Here is a 17534-nt window from a genome sequence, read left to right as displayed (position 1 = left end):
GCCGTACCATAAACAAGTGACCCAGCTTCTCCCCCAGATCCCGTCCCCGCTTCTTGAATCCAGCTCCCTCGCACTCGAGTGGCCGCGCCTCCGCGCCCTTATCGCCGCCAAAGCCATCAGCCCCCTCGGCCGCGCCTGGACCCTCGCACTCGAGCCCTCCACCGATCTCACCTGGATTATCGCGCAGCAAACCCGCACCTCAGAGCTCCGTTCCTTCCTGACCGGCGGCGGATCGTTCGACTTCCACGGCCTCTTCGACCCCGAAGCCCTCCTCGCCAAGGCCCGAATCGACGGCACCGCCCTCGAGTCCCTCGAGATCCTCACCCTCCTCAACCTCACCGAGCGCGTCGCCGCCTGGCGCTCCCTCCTCGCCGCAGCCGAGTCCGCCCGCCGCCTCGGCCCCTCCATCCGCGCCCTCTCCGAGCCCCTCAGCTACCACGACCTCGCCCCGCTCCTCCGCACCCTCCGCGGCAAGATCGAGCCCGACGGCAGCCTCTCAGACGACGCCAGCCCGGAGCTCAAACGCATCCGCCGCGCCATGGAGTCGCAGCACCGGGCCATCGAAGCCAGCCTCCGCCGCGCCGCCCGAGCCCTCCGCGAAGAGGGAAGCACCCAGTCCGACCGCGACGACCTCATCACCGTCCGCGGCGAGCGCTTCGTCATCCCCATCAAAGCCGAGTTCAAACGCAAGGTCCCCGGCGTCATCCACGGCAGCAGCTCTTCCGGCCAGACCGTCTACGTCGAGCCGCTGGAAACCATCGAGCAAAACAACGAACTAGTCCGCCTCCTCGACGAAGAACAATCCGAAATCCACCGCATCCTCGTAGCCCTGACAAGAGCCCTGGCAGCACAAGCCCACGTCTTAAGTATCGGCACCATCATCCTGGCAGAGGTCGAATCCCACTTCATCCGCGCCCGCTTCGCCCAGGACCTCGACTGCACCGCCCCCACCTTCACCCCCGGCCTGAGCTTGAAATCCGCCCGCCACCCCTTACTAGAACTCCGCATGAGAGCCGAAAATCTGGGTGCCCCAGGTCCGGACTCTCGGACCTGGGTTGGGACCACCGACACCCCCGAAAGAAAACCCACAAAACCAATCCCACTAACCCTGGCCCTCACGACAGAAGCCCGCCAACTCATCATCTCCGGCCCCAACACGGGCGGCAAAACCGTTTCCCTGAAAACCACCGGCCTTCTCGCCCTCATGGCCCAGGCAGGCCTCCTGGTCCCCGCCGAAGAAGCCACCTTCCCCCTCTTCACCGCCATCTTCGCCGACATCGGCGACGCCCAATCCATCGAGCGCAATCTCTCCAGCTTCTCCGCCCACGTCGTCAACGTGGACCACATCTCCCGCCACGCCGACGGCCACTCCCTCGTCCTCCTCGACGAGCTAGGCTCCGCCACCGATCCCGAAGAAGGCGCAGCCCTCGCCGTCGCCGTAGCCGAGCACTTCCTCAACCTCAACGCCTGGACCGCCATCACCACCCACCTCACCTCCCTCAAGGTCTACGCCGCCCAGCACACCGGCGTCCTCAACGCCGCCGTAGGCTTCGACCAGGCCACCCTCACCCCCACCTACGAGCTCCGCCTCGGAGTCCCCGGTGCCTCCGCCGGTTTGAACATCGCAGCCCGCCTCGGCATGGCCCCCACCATCATTGCCAGCGCCCGCGCCCAGATGACCACCCAGCAGGCCGACATCGGTGCCTTCCTCGATCAACTCCACGACCAGATCTCCGCCGCAACCTCGGAGCGCGTCTCCCTGAAACGCCGCACAGAGGAAGTAGCCACGGAAAGAGCCCGCCTCGAAACCGAAGGCCGCGCCGAACAAAAACAGCGCACAAGAGAGCTCGAACTAAAACTCAAAACCCTCCTCGAAGACTTCGAGACCCAACTCAAGGAAACCGTCAACGAGATCGAAGACAAGACGGTCGCCCGCAAAATCCAACGCGATTCAGCCTTACGCATGGCCCGCGTCCGCAGAGAATTCTCAGACCAGTTCAGCTCTACCGTCCTGGCCCACACCGCCGGAGCCGACAAGAACGACATCGCCTCCCCCCTCGCCCGCCGAGCCCTCACCCCCATCAAGGCCGGCGACTACGTCACCCTCAAATCCCTCCGCCGCCAGGCCACCGTCGTCCGCGTCATCGACGAGCACAACTTTGAAGTCTCCATGGGCCAGATGAAGATGCGCGTCCCCCGCACCGACATCGCCGACGTAGAAGTCATCAAGGTCGTCACCCCCGCCGAAGCCGCACGCCGTCGCGGCAACATCACCGTCCAGACCGCCAGCGGCGCGCCCCTCGGCGACTCCGACTACACCCCCAGAGAGATCAACGTCATAGGCCGGACTGCTGCCGAGGCGGAGGATGAAGTCTCCCGCTACATCGACAAAGCCTTCCTCTCCGGCCTGGAGCGCGTCCGCATCGTCCACGGCACAGGCATGGGCGTCCTAAGACGCACCCTCCGCGAGTTCCTCAAATCCCATCCCCACGTCGCCACCTTCGCCGAAGCCAGCCAGCAGGAGGGCGGCCAGGGAGCCACCCTCGTAGACCTGCGGCAATAGCCCGCCCTTACTTCGCGCCACAGACACAAGCCTTGAAGCCCTTGGCCGTCGCATTGTCCAGACCGCAAACATAGCCCGGCCAGCTCCCGGACAACTTCTTGCCGCTTGAGCCTTTGATGAAGTGTGTCTGATACGCGCGGCTCTCCTCGCCCTTGCCGCTCGTATCCGCACGCAGCCGCCCGATCAGGTCACTCAGCGGCTCCGCCGAGAAACTCGGCTCATGATACGTCTCGTCGAACCCATACTCCTTCGGCCAAGTCGTCCCAACACCGGTCGAGTTTGAAGCCTCATACACGCTGTAGTCCATCAGCTTCGCGGAAGCCGTTGCCACCAGCCCCACCGTAAACGAAGGAACATTGCCATCCACCGGCGAGACCGACCCCACCACCTTCACCGGCACGCCCGCATCCTTGCCCCTCAGTAGATGAAGCTCATCCATATGCGTATGGCCGAAGACCCCAAGCTTCAGCACATCGGCATACGCCGTCATCTCCGTGGCCAGGTCGTCGGTGGTCTGATACCTCACCACCTTGCCCTTGGTGCAGAACGAATCGCCCTTTTCAAGCGAGCTATCCGGGTTCACCGCTGGCGGCAGATGCCCCAGTAGCCAGACGCTCATCCCCTTCGTCCGGGCATCCTCCAACTCCTTCTGCAACCAGACCATCTGCTCCTGCGCGCCCTGCTGATCCTGGTCGTCAGCCTCGCAGTTCGCATACTTCGGCATCATGTAGATATCGTCCACTACCAGCAGACGAGTCCCGCTCATCACCCCAGGCATCGTCACCGCATAGTAGCCAGCCGATTCATACGTCCCCATTGCAGCCGTCTTCTCCGCCGCACTCACCCCCCGCAACCCATCCACCACCGCAGCCGCGGAAGCCTTCAAATACTCATCATGCAAACTCAACCGATTGTGATTGCAGCGCGAGTCATTGTTCCCCAGCGCCAGGTAGACCGGCACCGCCGCAAACGTCGCCTCCACCTTCTTCATCACATAAACCGTCGTCTTCTCCGCAAACGCAGCCGAGACCGCCTGGTCATCCCCCGCACTCGCCTCCAGCTTCATCGAAGCCGGATACCGGCAGTCCAGGTCATGCACCAGCAGATCTCCACTCACCATCACGAATCCCACAGAAGGCGTCTGTGCCTTGGCCGCCAACAGCGCACTCCGCAGAAGTGCATAGGAACTATCCGGATTCTCCTTCGCCTTGCACTGCGTCTGAATCGCCGCGAAGGCCGCAGCCTGCCCAGCAGAATCAGGCCCACCCAGTATCCGATCCCATTCCTCAAGCGGTGCCTTCACCAACAGCGGAACCTTCACCGGATCGTGGAACGGATCGAAGTGAAGATCGCTCAACATCACCACCGGAACAGTAGCCACCTTGGCATTCGCTGCTGAAGCCTGCGCCCCGGCAGAACCCACCCCAAGCATCATCACCAAACAACCCAAAACATATCTCTTGAACATCGCACCCTCGCTTCTTTCAAAACAAAGACGCCCCGAACGCATGGTAGCGCCCGGAGCGTCCGTCAGGTTCAACCTTACCGCTTCGGAGAAAGCCCGAACGTCACCGACAACATCACGCTCCGTCCCGGAAGGATCGACACCGCATCCGCCCCGGACAGCGGCGTGATCGGTGAAGCTGAGACAAAGGGGTTGTTGTAGGTATTCCCATTGGCGGTGATCAGCAGCGGCGTCGCCTTCGTCGCAAAGCTGTCGCCCGTGATGTTGTGGTTGTCGAAGATGTTATTAAAGCTCAGGCGAATCTTCGTCTGGTTGAAGTGTGTTCCACTCTTGATCGTGTAGTTCAGGAACACGTTCGTCAGCGTGAACGGATCGATCGTCCCCGCATTGTGAAACCCGCTGTTATCCAGGCTCATCGTTCCCACGCGCTTATTGAAGGCGCCAGCGTCCCATGACCTGTGCTGATACGTCAGACCTTCCGTCTCGATATCCGAAGGCGCATTCGAGATCCGTTGGCCGCCAGGAGTCGCAATCGAAAGCTGCGGTGTGCTGGACAGACAAGCTGCGGCCGTATTGCAGAACACAGTCGCATTGCCCGTGTACTGTGCGCGATTGTAGCTCGCGTTCAGGTACAGGCTCAGCCCATGCGTGATGTAAACGTTGCTCTCCCCTTCGATACCCTGCGTCACTGAAGGCGGCTGCAGGTAGTACACCGGCTCGCCCGTATCGATCGGCGTAAACGAAGAGTAGCCGCTATCGAAGTGAATGTGGAAGTAGTCGAAGTCGAACGTCACGCGCTTGAGCTTCAGCACCGTCCCCGTCTGATAGGTCAGGTTCTTCTGCTGCTTCGGCAGCGTTGCAACCGGCGTGCCGGTGGCTGACTGCGTAAAGTCAAACGTCCCGGAAGCAGGCACGATGCTGCCCGTAGCCACCTGCCCATACATGCTCCAGTTGTCGCGTATCCGATAGTTCACATCACCCGAAGGCAGCGATGAAAAGTAGCTGCCGCCGTTCGTGATGAACGCTGCCGGATTGTTGCTTCCTAGGCCGCCGATCTTCCCGCCGTTATCCGCAAACTGCTTCGTCCCGATCGTGTAATACGCAAACTTGATACCCGGCGTAATCGTCAGCTTCGGCGTCGCGTGGTACTGGTACTCCACAAACGGCTGATACGAATTCGTAACAAAGGTCTCGGCAAAGTTCGGCAGCGGCGCATCCAGCCAGTTCTGCAGCGGATCAGCAGGATACTGGTGCCGATTCGTATTCGCCCACTCATACCAGAGCCCTGCGCGGAAGATGCCGAAGTGCGACACCTGCGTCAGCTCGGACGTCTCGCCATACTTGCGATAGCTGTTGTACTTATCCACGCCGCACGTGTACTTGCTCTTCACCAGCGTGCTGCAGGTATTCGCAATCTTCACGTTCAGAGGCGCATACGTCGTTCCCACCAGCGCTGCGTTATCTGTGATCGGCACAGCATTCGAGTACTTCTCAGAGTTGTCGTAGTTATACGTGTAAGGCTTGATTGAAAACGTGAAGCCCTTGCCAAGCTCGCTCCGCACACCCACATACTCAAAGTCCGTAGGCACATGGTAGTAGTTGTACTGATTGTTCAGATAAAGCAACGGATCAGAGTTATTGGTCAGCAGGAAGTTGATTCCGGATCCCGCAAACGGAGCATTCGCCCCCGTGCATGTATACCCTGCCTGCGCCCCATACATCTGGCAGCGAGTCGCCGCAAAGTTCGGTGTATTCGCATCCAGCCAGATCACCGCGGAAAATCCAGTGATCGTCGTCTTATCCGAAGGCCGGTATTGGAACTGGATATCCCCCGCATTGCGAGTCTGATGGTTGAACGTCTGGTACCCGTCCGAGCCAAGATGATGAACATCCACATTCACATTGAACTTATGGGCCGGCCCAAAGTTACCCGAGTCATACTCGCCATCGAACAGCTTCGTATTGAACGAGCCATACGAGAATCCGCCACGCACATTCTGCATCGGAGAAAACTGCTTGGACAGCAGGTGGATCGATCCGCCAAAAGGCGTAGGTCCAATCGTGCTCGCCGTGCCCGGCGAGCGGTCAAAGTCAATCCCACCCAGAAACTGTGAAGGAAAGAAAGCCCACGAGTGATGCGAAGGCGTATTCGTGTCGTAGAACGGAATCCCATCGAAGTCGATATCGTAGTCGCCATCCGGGAACCCACGGAAGTATGTACTAGACTGCCCCAACCCCACGCCATTCCCGTTCGTCGTAAACGTCCCGGGAGCCATCTCAACAGCCTCGCCAAAGTCCGCCACCGGCGAGGTGAAGTTCTGAATGAACGCAGACGTAATCTCGGTCCGCGCCGACGTCGCCTCCAGCAGTGCATCCATCGGCGCAAGCGCAGCCGCCACGGAGCCTTGCGAGTTCGCCTCCACCGTCACCTGATCCGTCAGGTTGCCGATCGACAGCGACAGCGAAACCTCGTTCGTACCACCGTCCGTCACGCGCACGTTCTTCGTGATCGTGTTGAAGCCTGGCGCAGTCGCCTGAACCGTATACGATCCAGCCACCAGCCCGCTCAACGTAAAGCGCCCCGCCGCATCGGTGATCGCAGTCTGAGCCGCGCCACCCGCATCGTTCTTCACGGTCAGGCTGGCCTTAGGCAGGAGTCCACCCTTGTCATCCATCACCGATCCCATGACGGTGCCCCCGCCCGCTACCTGCGCGCACGCAATCGATGGGTTTGTAGAAAGGGATGACAAGCCGGACAGCACGCAACAGAACACAGCAGCGCGCACAAGACGTAACGAAGCAAAAGAAGACAAACGTTTCCTCCAGGAAACAGACATAGTCTGAAAGTCGATAGTCAAAACCTACCGGCCCCATATGTCTGCTCCATGACAGGACTGTTACGTCTCGTTGAACATATCCTTAAGAAAACCTTAAGGCTCAGTCTGAAAACTGTTCAATCTTGATTTCTTCTGGATGTTCCCTTGTCCTAAACTGCATGGACGCCCACCCATCCGCCTGCGTTCCCTCACGTCATGTCCTTGATGGACGAATGACCGCGGTCGATTCCCAACCCATCCCGCCGGCATGCCCATCTTGACGGAGTTATTCCGAAACGTCGTTAGCGGCTGTATATCTTCTGTCACGTCAATCATGGGCACGCCCCAGCATAGGTAAGATAACGCACCTTTTGAATACCTTCGCTGAATCGGCCTTAGCCCCGCTCGTAATGGAACCGGAACTCCTGCTCACTCGCCACAGGTTTCCCCTGCTTCATCGCCGGCGTAAATACCCACGCCCGAACCGTAGCCAGCACAGCCTCATCCACGGTCGCATTCACACTCTGCGTCACCACTAAACTCGCAATCTTGCCTTGTTCGTCGATCGTCGCATCCAGCACCACGTCGCCCTTGGTCCCATGCCCCATGCTGTCGAGAGCCGGCCGCGGCCACGGAAACTTCTGCGGCAGCGCAATGCTGATATCGCCGCTCCCCTGTCCACTCGCCCCGTTCGTACTGGAGCTGCCGACCGTCACCTTGGCCTCCGCAGTCTCCTGCGGCGGCATAGTAACCTTCGCCTCAGCGACAGCCTTGCGCACAGCCTTCGGCTTGGCGACGACCGGCGTAGCGGCCTTGCTCGCAGACCCATCCGGGCTGAAGTACGTCAGCAACTGCGTCCCCTTAGCCGTCCCCGGCAGCCGATACGGAGCAATCACCCGCGAAGAGTGGATCACGCCCACCAGCCCCGCGATCACCAGTACATGCACCACTGCCGAGACCGCCGCAGTCCTCAGCGACTTGTCCGAACCCAGCTTCTTCTCGTCGTCGAACATCGGCAGCCTCACTTCCCCGAATGATACATCCAGCCCCAACCCGGACCTATATGTCCCTAAACGGTTCGATTCATAGAATTTGACGTTGAAACTCCCAATTTCTCGCATAAAATCACGACTACCTTTGCGTCGCAATCCACTTGAGGCACGTCCAATGCGCATGAGCAGCCAAGCACAGACGCCCGATCCGACCTACGACGCCCAGCCGAGCTCTCCACCCACCATCCGCTGGCCCGGTCTCCACCAACCCTCAGATGCGGCCATCTTCGCCTCCAATGAGATCGTCATCCCCGCACCCATTGAGGCCATCTGGCCCTGGCTCATCCGCGCCGAGCTTTGGCCCACCTGGTACCCCTACTCCGCCAACATCCACTTCATCTCCACCTCCGGCCCGGACCTGCGCGACCGCACCCGCTTCCGCTGGAGCAAGTTCGGCGTGCCCATCACCTCAAAGGTCCGCGAGTTCGAGCCCCTCACCCGCCTCGCCTATGACATTCACGGCATAGGCGTCCTGGCATACCAGGCCTGGCTCCTGACCCCCCTGCCCGACGGCACCACCCACGTCCTCACGCAAGAGGTCCAGACCGGCTGGCTCGCCCGCATCGGCAAGCGCATCATGCCCCATCGCCTGGAAGACAAGCACCAGCACTGGCTGGAAGCCCTCAGCGTCAAAGCCCAGTCCGGCCCACCCGCCCAGCCCAGGCCTTTCCTCAAGGAAAGCTAAAGCGCAGGTGCCCCGGCGTAGTCCGTCGTGACCTGCGTCTGCAACGCCTTGACGATCGTTGCATCGGAAACATACAAACCCAGCTCCCGGTTATCCGTCATGGAGGGAATCGAGAAGTTGATCGAGCCCACGTAAACCATCTGCGTGCTCAGACCATAGTCTGCCACCAGCACCTTGGCATGGATGTAGAGCCCCGTCGCCGTACTCGCGTACAGGTGAACTCCGCATCCAGCCGCCTTCAGCGCCGCAAACTCCGTCTTGTAGGCAGTCAGGTTTGTCATGGCGACATGTACCGCAACCCCGCGCTTGCACGCCGCCTCCAGCGCGCTCACCACGTTCGCCGCGCCCATCTCTTCGTTCTCCACCAGCAGTGTCTTGGTCGCACCGTTGATGATTCCCAGCAGATCCGCCGTCGCCGTCGTCGGGCTCCAGATCAGATCCGTCCCCTTGCCCGGCTGATACGCAAATGACGTCGTCGACTTGAAGTCCGCATTGAACGTAGCCTCCACCGCCGCGATATCCGCCGCATCCGTCTCCACCAGCGCAAAGTCCCGCGACGTCGTGTAATACCGGGTCGTCAGGTTCAGCGTTATGATCGCCAGCTTCGTTCCATCCACGATCATGCTCTTCTGGTGCGTCGCCTGGAATGCCGGGTTCGCCCACGCCGCGCTGCAGTTCGTCGTCTTGTTCAACTGGTTGTAGGCCGCCGTATTGCTGGACTTCTCAAGATTCTGATCCAGGATCACCCGAACCTTCACGCCGCGCTTGCACGCCGCCACCAGGTCCGCGGAGAACACCGTGTCCACCAATTCGTACATCGTCATGTCGATCGTCTTCAACGATCCATTCACCAGCGCATAGAGCGGCGTGGCGCTGTTATTCGACTGCGGAAACGTATAAAGCACCCGCGTCCCGGAGGTCACAGTATCCACCCGGCCCGCATGCCGTGAATGAGTCCCGGCCTGACCCGCGGCACTCGCTGCCAGTACACCGATCAGCATCCAGCCCAGCACTCGCAATCCAGAACGCATCTCGCTCCTCCTCGTCGAACCTGGGGCGAATTATAAGGGCCTTTCATCAAATCCTGATGCTGCCTAGTAGCCGCAACCCTTAAAACTGACATTCGCCGTAAGCCGCCCGCCCGCCACCGCGCAATCCATCTTCAACTCGCCATCCAGCACCGGCCGGCCCTTAGGCTCTCTCGCCGGACCCTCATGCGGGGTGAATTCAAACTCGGAGCAGGCTGTCTTGTCGATCCGCCACCCCAGTTGCTGCTTGAACGTTCTCAGCACACCCGTGTATCCGTCGCCGTCCCGTTGCAAGTCCAGCCGGATCGGCGTGTCGTTCTTCCAGATGTCGTTATAGCCCGGGCCCGGTTCCAGGATTCGCAAATCCTTCCAGAGGAACGTAGCCACGGATCGCTGACCCTCATCCTGATAAGCCGAATCCCGTATGCAGCCCGCAGGCGGATGCGACCAGTTCCCCAGCGTCCCGCCGCTCCCCGCCACCACTCCCTTGCCGGAGTACAGCCGAGGCCCGCACCCCATCAACAACACCAATCCCACCAATGCCAGCTTCTTCATCGCGCCCGCACCGCAAGAAAGTAAACTCCGCACGCGCTCACCACGATCCGCCCCGGCCCAGCCATCACCACCGTATCGCCCGGAACCTCAGTCGTCGCGCCGGTCACATCCGCATCCTCATGCTGCAGGTCGATCTCCACCACCTCAGCCGCCTTGATCCCAAGCTCCGCCAGGTCCACGCTGTACTCGTCCTGGTACTTCCGCCGGCTCAGCGTACGCGAGAGCGCCTCCGCCACCTCGACCGTCCCGCCCTGCCACGTCATCCGCCCCTGCTCATACCGCAGCGTCGACCCCACCAGCGTCTTGGCCCGTTCCGCATCCCAGCAACCCACATTGTGCGTCGGCAGAATCCTCTCCACCCGCCACCGGCCCGTGATCGATTGCGGCACAGCCTGCGCCGCCGCTCCCTGCAACAGTCCACCTGCCATCAACAATCCGGCCCCAAGGCCCAGACGCATCCTCAACGTTCCACTCCTCCGTTCCAATAAATCCATACTCCCTCTGATGCAGCTTGCACGACACCCTTTGCCGAGCGCCTAACGAGCCACCGCATCGAACGGCAGAAACAGGCAAAAAACCGTACCCCGATGCCCCTCCGCCTGGCTGCTCCGCACCCGCAGCGCCCCACCATGCCGTTCCACGATCTCCTTGCTCACCCAAAGTCCCAGCCCCGTCCCGCCGATCCCCTTCGTCGTAAAAAATGCATCGAACAGCCGCTTCTGCGTCGCAGCGCTCATCCCGGCACCGGTATCCGCCACCGTCAGCATCAACCCCTTGCGGCCCGAGACCCAATCCGTCGCATTCCGGCTACGAATCACCAGCCGCCCTTCCCCCGCGCTCATCGCGTCGATCGCATTCCCAAGCAGGTTATTCAGTACCTGCCGTATCTCGCCGTCGAAGCACAGCACCGTCTCCGTCGCACGCTTCCGCTTCTGCACCGCAACACCCGAGTTCACAATCCGCCCTTGGTGTATCAGCAATGCACTCTCGAACAGGTCTTCGCAGCTCACCCTCTGCGGCTTGCTGGATTGCTTATGAAACCGCAGCGTCTGATTCGCAATCGCAGACACCCGCCTCAGCTCACGTTCCGCAGTCGAGAGGTACGTATGCGCCTCCTCCGACAAAGTCCCGCTCGTCATCGCCAGATAAAGCAAATTCGTCACCGACTCCAGCGGATTGTTCATCTCATGCGCAATCGTGCTCGCCAGCCGTCCCACCGCCGCCAGCTTCTCACTCTGCCGCAGCGCCTCCTCCGTCAACCGCCGCTGCGTCACATCCCGGTTGATCCCCACCACGCGCGCAACCTCTCCCGAGGCCTTCAGCACCGTACTGCCCTGCCCCACGATCAGGTGCGTCGAACCATCCGGCCAGACCACCCGGAACTCATTCTGAAACTCCCCCCCGCCCGCCAGGGAATCCGCCATCGACCCCTGCAAGACATGCAAATCCTCCTCATGCACACACGGTAGAACCTGGTCGATATGCGCCAGCTCCTCCGCCGGCCGCCCATAGATCCAAGCGCTATCCCCACTCCACGACAGCCGCCCCGATTCAACCTCCCACTCCCACGAAGCGATCTTCGCCGACTCCTGCGCCAGGCGAGTTGTCTCAGTCGCCTTGGCCTCAGCCGCAATTGCCTTGCGCAGCTCCATCATCGACATCACCTGCCGCGCCAGCGCCTCCAGCGCCCGGACCTGCTTCGCCGACAACTCCCGAGGCTCCGTATCGATCACGCACACGGTCCCCAGCACATACCCGTTCGCCTCCACGATCGGCGCCCCCGCATAAAACCGTATGTTCGGATCACCCAGCACCAGCGGATTATTCTTGAAGCGCTCATCCGTCCGCGCATCCGTCACGATCAGCGTCTCGCCGGTTGGCACCGTATAAGCGCAAAAACTCTGAGACACCGGCGTCTCCCGCGCCTCCAGCCCCCGGACAGACTTGAACCACTGCCGTTCCGCATCCACCAGCGAAACCAGCGCAATCGGAGTCCCGCAGATGAACGAAGCCAGCTCCGTCACATCCTCATACCCCTGCTCCGGCAGCGTATCCAGAATCGAGAACTGCCGCAGCGCCTCAAGACGTCTGTCTTCAGCCGTTGAGTCGGGTCGATTCGTGCTGCCCATATCCACTCTAGAAGTCTCTCACGCCCCAGACGCGCTAATTTGCGCTCGGCCGCTCGATGTGCTCAATCACGTAGTACTCCACAGGTCCCTTCTGAGCCTCGAGCTTCAATCCAAGCTGCTCTTTGACGGCGGTGAAAAGCGAAGGCTTCTCTGCCGCACCGCCGTCCGTGCCCTCCAGCCGAGGCGGCGTAAAGCTCAACGTGAAATCGAAGTTCTCCTTCAATCCCGTCTCGTCCACCACCGGCCTGCTCTCGGACTGCAGCTGCTGTCCGAGCCACCAGCTCAGATAAGACATCGGCACCCTATTCCCCACCGCGCCCTCCCCACTGTAGGTAATCGGAATCGCATAGCTTTGCTCGCTCAGGTCCGGCTTCATCTTCACGCCACCCTTGTCCACCGTCAGCGCATAGACCGGCCCTTCATGAATCTCCTTGCGCACCTTCAGGTGAAACCTCTCCGCCAGCAAGCCCCGGTACATCGTATGAAGATCGTCCAGGCTGTAGGACTTGTCCGCCTTCGCCTCCACGTCATACTTGTCCGTCTCCATCCAGTCCGGGCCACCACTGATCTGCCGCATCGGCACCTTGTACATCAGGCTGATCATCAGCTTCACCGGAATGTTGTGCGCCGTATACTCCGCCCCACCCGGCAGAGCCTTGATCCAACCATCGAGCTCCCCCGGCTTCGTCAGCCGCACCGTAGCCACCTCAAACGTCAACGGAGTAGCCTTCTCCTGGCTAAACCCATAAGCCGTCAACCCAAAACAGGTCACCGCAACCCATCGCCAAGCCTCGAGCTTCACCATCGGAACCACCTCCGCATCACTGCCGACGCGTCCATCCTACCAACACAAAAGCAAAAGGCCCGAACCGAAGTCCGAGCCCACGCCTTTACAATCCCCATCCACTCCACGTCTCATAGCCCTACCAAAGGAGCACACCGCGAAGCGGTCCAAAACTGTGCGAAGCACTCAAATCCTCATTGGCATTAGGATGTAGCGGTACTTGACGTCTTCGTTGCCGTCCTCCGGCCGCATCTGCCCTGCGCTCTGCGCGTCCTTGAACTCCAACCGAACCTCACCCGTATTCCCAATCGCCTTCAAAAAGTCGATCAGATACTGCGAGTTGAACCCGACGACCAGAGGATCGTAGTTGTAAGGCGTCTCAATCGTGTCCTCCGACTCACCCGAGTCAGTCGACGAAGACGAAAGCCGAAGCTCGTTCTGCTCCAGCCTGATCTTGATCGCACCCGAGCGCTCGTCGGCAAACTGCGCCACACGCTGAATCGCGCTCATCAGGTCTTCACTCCGCACGATGACGAACTTGTTATTATCCCGCGGCAGCACAGCCTCATAGTTCGGGAACTGGCCGGTGAGCTTCCGGCTCGTCAGCACCCGGCCACCCATCTTGAAGAACAGGGTCGAGTCGTCATCCGCAAACTGCATCGTCTCCGCGTCGGTCGAGTTCAGCAGCGAGGAAAGCTCGCTCAGCGCCTTCCGCGGAATCAAGGTCTTCTTCTCGCCGGAGATACCTTCCAGCGTCTCGCCCAGCTTCTCGACATGCGCCAGCCGATGGCCATCCGTCGCCACCATCGCCATCGACTCAGCCTTCAGCACCAGCAGCGCACCGTTCAGCGTATACCGGCTCTCCTCGTTCGAGATCGCAAAGATCGTCTTCGAGACCATCGTCTTCAAGCTCGCAACCGAAAGCGTATACGCCCCGCTCGCCGGAAACTCCGCCACCTGCGGGAAGTTCGCCCGCGCCATTCCAACCATCTTCGTGTTGGAGCGGCCCGCACGGATCTGCACCCAGTGGTTATCCATCAGCTTGATCGAGATCTCGCCCTCAGGCAGCAGCCGGATGTAGTCGTACAGCTTCCGCGCCGGAATCGTGCATGCCCCGGCCTTCTTCACCTTCGCCGCGCAGCTCGTCCGCAGGCTCTGGTCCAGGTCAGTCGCCGTAATCGTCAGCCGCCCCGTCTCCCCTTCGTTCGAGGCCTCGAACAGGAAGTTCGAAAGAATCGGAATCGTCGTCTTCCGCTCCACCACGGACTGCGCCGCGGTCAGCTCACGCAGCAGCTCCGCGCGAGACACCGTGATCTCCAGGTTGCCGGTCGGTGCCGCTACGTTCGTGTTGGTCTCGGAATCTTCGGTCAAGGTAGGCACAGGCTCTCTCCGGGCGGTTCATTGGTGCTGAAAACAATTCTAGTGACCTCACCCTTTTACACCCAGACATTATTTTGTGGGAAACCAGCCGATTGTGTGAGTCACAAGCCAACTCATGTCTCCGGCCATGGCTTTGCCGCTAAGCCCTGCTCTATCCGCACTTGCCTTACCCCATCCGCTTGAAGATCTATTCATGAAATCGCTTCGGCATTTGCATTCTCGACCGATCGAAACTCACTTCCGCCGCCCTCAGCTCCAACACCAAACTGCTACTAAGAAAAAACCATGAAACAAAGCTAAACAGCAGTAGTAGTAACCGTTGCCGCTGGATATGTGGATTTAACTCCAGGCACCCATCGATTCAACAACTTGCCTTCCTGTCCTGATTTCTAAAACTCTCAGCGTAAAAACGAACGCAAAGCAAACCAGGAAGGAAAACTCACGACCCGTCCCGCCTTCTCCCACTTCTTCACAACACAATTCCACCGCGCCTGAGAAGACTATTCCCCAAACGTGGGAACCCCGTACAACTCACACAAAACAAAGCCGCTTCCCCCCGGCCAGAAACCAACAGCCCACGGCCGGGACGAGGATAACCTGTCCCCAGCCCAAAAACAGACCCACATCAGTCCGGTAAGCCCTACTTCTTCTTGTCCACCTGAGTCGCGTCCACGTCGTACAGCTTGCAGCCCTCAGTCTCCTGGTGGAAGCGCATCGCACTCTTCGTCACCAGCCCAATCCGAGCCTCCCCGGTCCCCTCCGCAAGCTTCAGCAGCCAAACCCCATCCGGCTCAGGAGCCACCAGAATGTGCATAGCGAACCCCTTGTGGACATTCGCCACCAGGCCCCCACCCACCTTCACGTCCTTGGCCCCGGTCGTATTCACGTCCTGCAGGTTCCCGGTAGCCTCATCGATAGAAACCGTTCCAGCCATCGCGGCCACCAGCTTCTCCTCCACCGTACTCGCCTTCGCATCGTCATCCGGCACCACGTCGAACACGATCGTAGGCCGCCCCGCCACCATCACCCGCCGTTCATGATCGAGCTTCGCCAGCCGCAGCACATCCCCCGCACTGATGACGAGCCCCTGCGTCTTAGGCCGCTTATGGTCGCTAGCCGCCTCAATCTGCTTGCGAACGTTCTCATCCCGCTTCCTGATCTCCCCCTCGTTCAGCGCCCGTCCGTTCTTGGACACCTCCTGCGAGATCTGGAACCCGTTCACATAGAAGATCTCGCGCTCATCCAGGTAGCTCTTCTTGACCTCACCGTTGCCATTCAACTCGTCGTTCCTGATGAGTTCCTTGCAGATATACCGCTCCCGCGCCGCCGAGCTCTTCTGATAGCTCTCCAGAGCCCGCGCCCGCAGCTCCGCCACCCCAGGCAGCGCCTGCGCTCCCGCAACCCCACCACAAAGCGGCATCAAGGCCGCCACAGTCCCCACAAAAAGCAATCGCCGCATGATCCACCTCCAGGCCCATAAGCCCTTCAGCAAAACCATACGGCAATCACCCTCTCATTCCGAAGCGCTTACTGATCCCTAAGCCCTGTTCCCTAGGCTCTAGTCCCTGCACTTAACTCAACGTCTCCATCAGCTTATTGATCGTCCGGTTCAGATCCTTATCCGCCCGCCGCTGCTCGTCGATCTTCGCAATCGAGTGCATCACCGTCGTATGGTGTTTGCCCCCAAACTGCCGTCCGATCTCCGGCAGCGAAGCCTCCGTCATCTGCTTCGCCAGGTACATCGCAATCTGCCGCGGCACCACGATCTGCCTCGAGTTGTTCTTCTGCTTCAACTCCGGCACCCGCATCCCGAACTGCTCGGCCACCGCACGCTGAATCGCCTCGATCGTAATCTTGCGTACCTGCGTGTCGATGAACTGCTTCAAACACTGCTGCGCCACAGGCAATGAGCACTCAACGCCATGATGCGAGCACCAGGCAATCACCCGGATCAACGCACCCTCGAGCTCACGCACATTCGTCCGCACGTTGGAAGCAATAAACAGCGCCACATCCGTAGGCAGCGTCGTGCTCTCAGCCTCGGCCTTCCGCTGCAGGATTGCAACCTTCGTCTCCAGATCCGGTGGTTGAATATCTGCGATCAGGCCCCACTCAAAGCGGCTCCGCAGGCGATCCTCAAAGTCCGCCAACTCCTTCGGAGGCCGGTCACTCGCAATCACAATCTGCTTCATCGTCTCGTGCAGCGCGTTGAACGTATGGAAGAACTCTTCCTGCGTCCGTTCCTTGCCCGCCAGGAACTGAATATCGTCGATCAGCAACACGTCCACATTCCGGAACTTGTCCCGGAATGTGGTCATCTTGTCGTACCGAACCGAGTTGATCATCTCGTTCGTAAACTTCTCACCGCTCACATAGCTGATCGAGGTATGCGGCATCCGCCGCTTCACCTCATGCCCGATCGCATGCATCAGGTGCGTCTTGCCCATCCCTACGCCGCCATACAGAAACAGCGGGTTGTAAGCCTTGGAAGGCCTCTCCGCGACAGCCTGCGCAGCAGCCGCGGCAAACTGGTTCCCACTCCCAATCACAAACGCGTCGAACTGATACCGCGGATTCAACTGCGAAGCAGCATTCCAATCGAACCTCGCCTGCTCGGTCGAAGGCGCAGCCGGCGCGGCATTCCCACGCGCACCATTCTGCCGAATCGCCCCGGAGGTCGCGCCGTTCCCAGCCCCGTTCCCATTCGTACCGCCCGGCGTATTCGTCGCATGGCTCGGCATTGGCCCGAACCCGCCGTCCTCCCGCACCCGCGGAGCCGTCGGATCTTGCTGCGGCGTCTCAAACGTCACCGACTCGATCTCGAAGCCCAGCTTCTCGATAGCCTCTTCAATCAGATCCCCATACTTGTCGCCAATGTGTTCGAACTGCGCCGAAGGAATCCGGACGAACAGCGTCTTGCCCACCGTGCGCGAGTAGCGCGTTGGCTTCAACCACGTCTCGAAGGACTGACGGTTGATCTTCTTTTCGAGCGCACCGAGGATGCGGACCCAGTGATTCAGCACGGCTGTGGCCGTAGGAACAAATGACATGCGTTGACTTTCCTTGAAGATCTATTT

13 protein-coding genes are annotated in these 17534 nt (G+C 60.3%); 2 read left to right on the top strand and 11 right to left on the bottom strand.

The window, feature by feature from the left end:
- Positions 1-16 precede the first annotated feature (16 nt).
- The gene (locus tag ACIX9_RS00065) at positions 17-2563 is read left to right on the top strand and encodes an endonuclease MutS2 (protein ID WP_013578433.1); all 2547 of its coding nucleotides are present in this window, start codon (positions 17-19) and stop codon (positions 2561-2563) included.
- A gap of 7 nt (positions 2564-2570) precedes the next feature.
- Here the strand turns inward: ACIX9_RS00065 and ACIX9_RS00060 are convergent, their stop codons facing one another.
- The 3 genes from ACIX9_RS00060 to ACIX9_RS00050 form a co-directional block, all read right to left on the bottom strand.
- Positions 2571-4031: a metallophosphoesterase gene (locus ACIX9_RS00060; protein ID WP_013578432.1), complete on the bottom strand. Its 1461-nt coding sequence runs from the start codon at positions 4029-4031 to the stop codon at positions 2571-2573.
- Between the two features lie 74 nt (positions 4032-4105).
- Entirely contained in the window at positions 4106-6715 is a 2610-nt protein-coding gene (locus tag ACIX9_RS00055; RefSeq protein WP_085940610.1) for a TonB-dependent receptor, read from the bottom strand.
- A gap of 524 nt (positions 6716-7239) precedes the next feature.
- The gene (locus tag ACIX9_RS00050; RefSeq protein ID WP_198152124.1) at positions 7240-7869 is read right to left on the bottom strand and encodes an energy transducer TonB; all 630 of its coding nucleotides are present in this window, start codon (positions 7867-7869) and stop codon (positions 7240-7242) included.
- Positions 7870-8017: 148 nt separating this feature from the next.
- On the opposite strand from ACIX9_RS00050, the gene ACIX9_RS00045 reads away from it, so the two are divergent.
- The gene (locus ACIX9_RS00045) at positions 8018-8581 is read left to right on the top strand and encodes an SRPBCC domain-containing protein (protein ID WP_157477158.1); all 564 of its coding nucleotides are present in this window, start codon (positions 8018-8020) and stop codon (positions 8579-8581) included.
- Here ACIX9_RS00045 and ACIX9_RS00040 read toward each other — a convergent pair.
- The 8 genes from ACIX9_RS00040 to dnaA form a co-directional block, all read right to left on the bottom strand.
- Complete coding sequence (locus ACIX9_RS00040; protein WP_013578428.1) at positions 8578-9612, bottom strand: phospholipase D-like domain-containing protein; 1035 nt, start codon at positions 9610-9612, stop codon at positions 8578-8580. The two genes, ACIX9_RS00045 and ACIX9_RS00040, sit on opposite strands and share 4 nt — an antisense overlap.
- Positions 9613-9675: 63 nt before the next feature.
- Positions 9676-10164, bottom strand: coding sequence for a hypothetical protein (locus ACIX9_RS00035; protein ID WP_013578427.1), 489 nt, complete (start codon positions 10162-10164; stop codon positions 9676-9678).
- Complete coding sequence (locus ACIX9_RS00030) at positions 10161-10622, bottom strand: hypothetical protein (protein WP_013578426.1); 462 nt, start codon at positions 10620-10622, stop codon at positions 10161-10163. Before ACIX9_RS00030 ends, ACIX9_RS00035 begins: the two co-directional genes overlap by 4 nt.
- 78 nt (positions 10623-10700) lie before the next feature.
- A complete protein-coding gene (locus ACIX9_RS23320; protein ID WP_013578425.1) occupies positions 10701-12293 on the bottom strand; it encodes a sensor histidine kinase in 1593 nt (530 codons plus the stop codon).
- Between the two features lie 34 nt (positions 12294-12327).
- The gene (locus tag ACIX9_RS00020) at positions 12328-13098 is read right to left on the bottom strand and encodes a TIGR03435 family protein (RefSeq protein WP_013578424.1); all 771 of its coding nucleotides are present in this window, start codon (positions 13096-13098) and stop codon (positions 12328-12330) included.
- 165 nt (positions 13099-13263) lie between these two features.
- Positions 13264-14457, bottom strand: a complete 1194-nt coding sequence (gene dnaN, locus ACIX9_RS00015; protein ID WP_013578423.1) for a DNA polymerase III subunit beta — start codon at positions 14455-14457, stop codon at positions 13264-13266.
- A gap of 640 nt (positions 14458-15097) precedes the next feature.
- Complete coding sequence (locus tag ACIX9_RS00010; protein WP_013578422.1) at positions 15098-15916, bottom strand: hypothetical protein; 819 nt, start codon at positions 15914-15916, stop codon at positions 15098-15100.
- A gap of 112 nt (positions 15917-16028) precedes the next feature.
- Positions 16029-17507, bottom strand: coding sequence for a chromosomal replication initiator protein DnaA (gene dnaA, locus ACIX9_RS00005; RefSeq protein ID WP_013578421.1), 1479 nt, complete (start codon positions 17505-17507; stop codon positions 16029-16031).
- Between the last annotated feature and the right edge of the window lie 27 nt (positions 17508-17534).

The sequence above is a fragment of the Granulicella tundricola MP5ACTX9 genome (assembly GCF_000178975.2).
Classification (GTDB): Bacteria; Acidobacteriota; Terriglobia; order Terriglobales; family Acidobacteriaceae; genus Edaphobacter; species Edaphobacter tundricola.
This window is presented reverse-complemented; position numbering and strand designations above follow the sequence as displayed.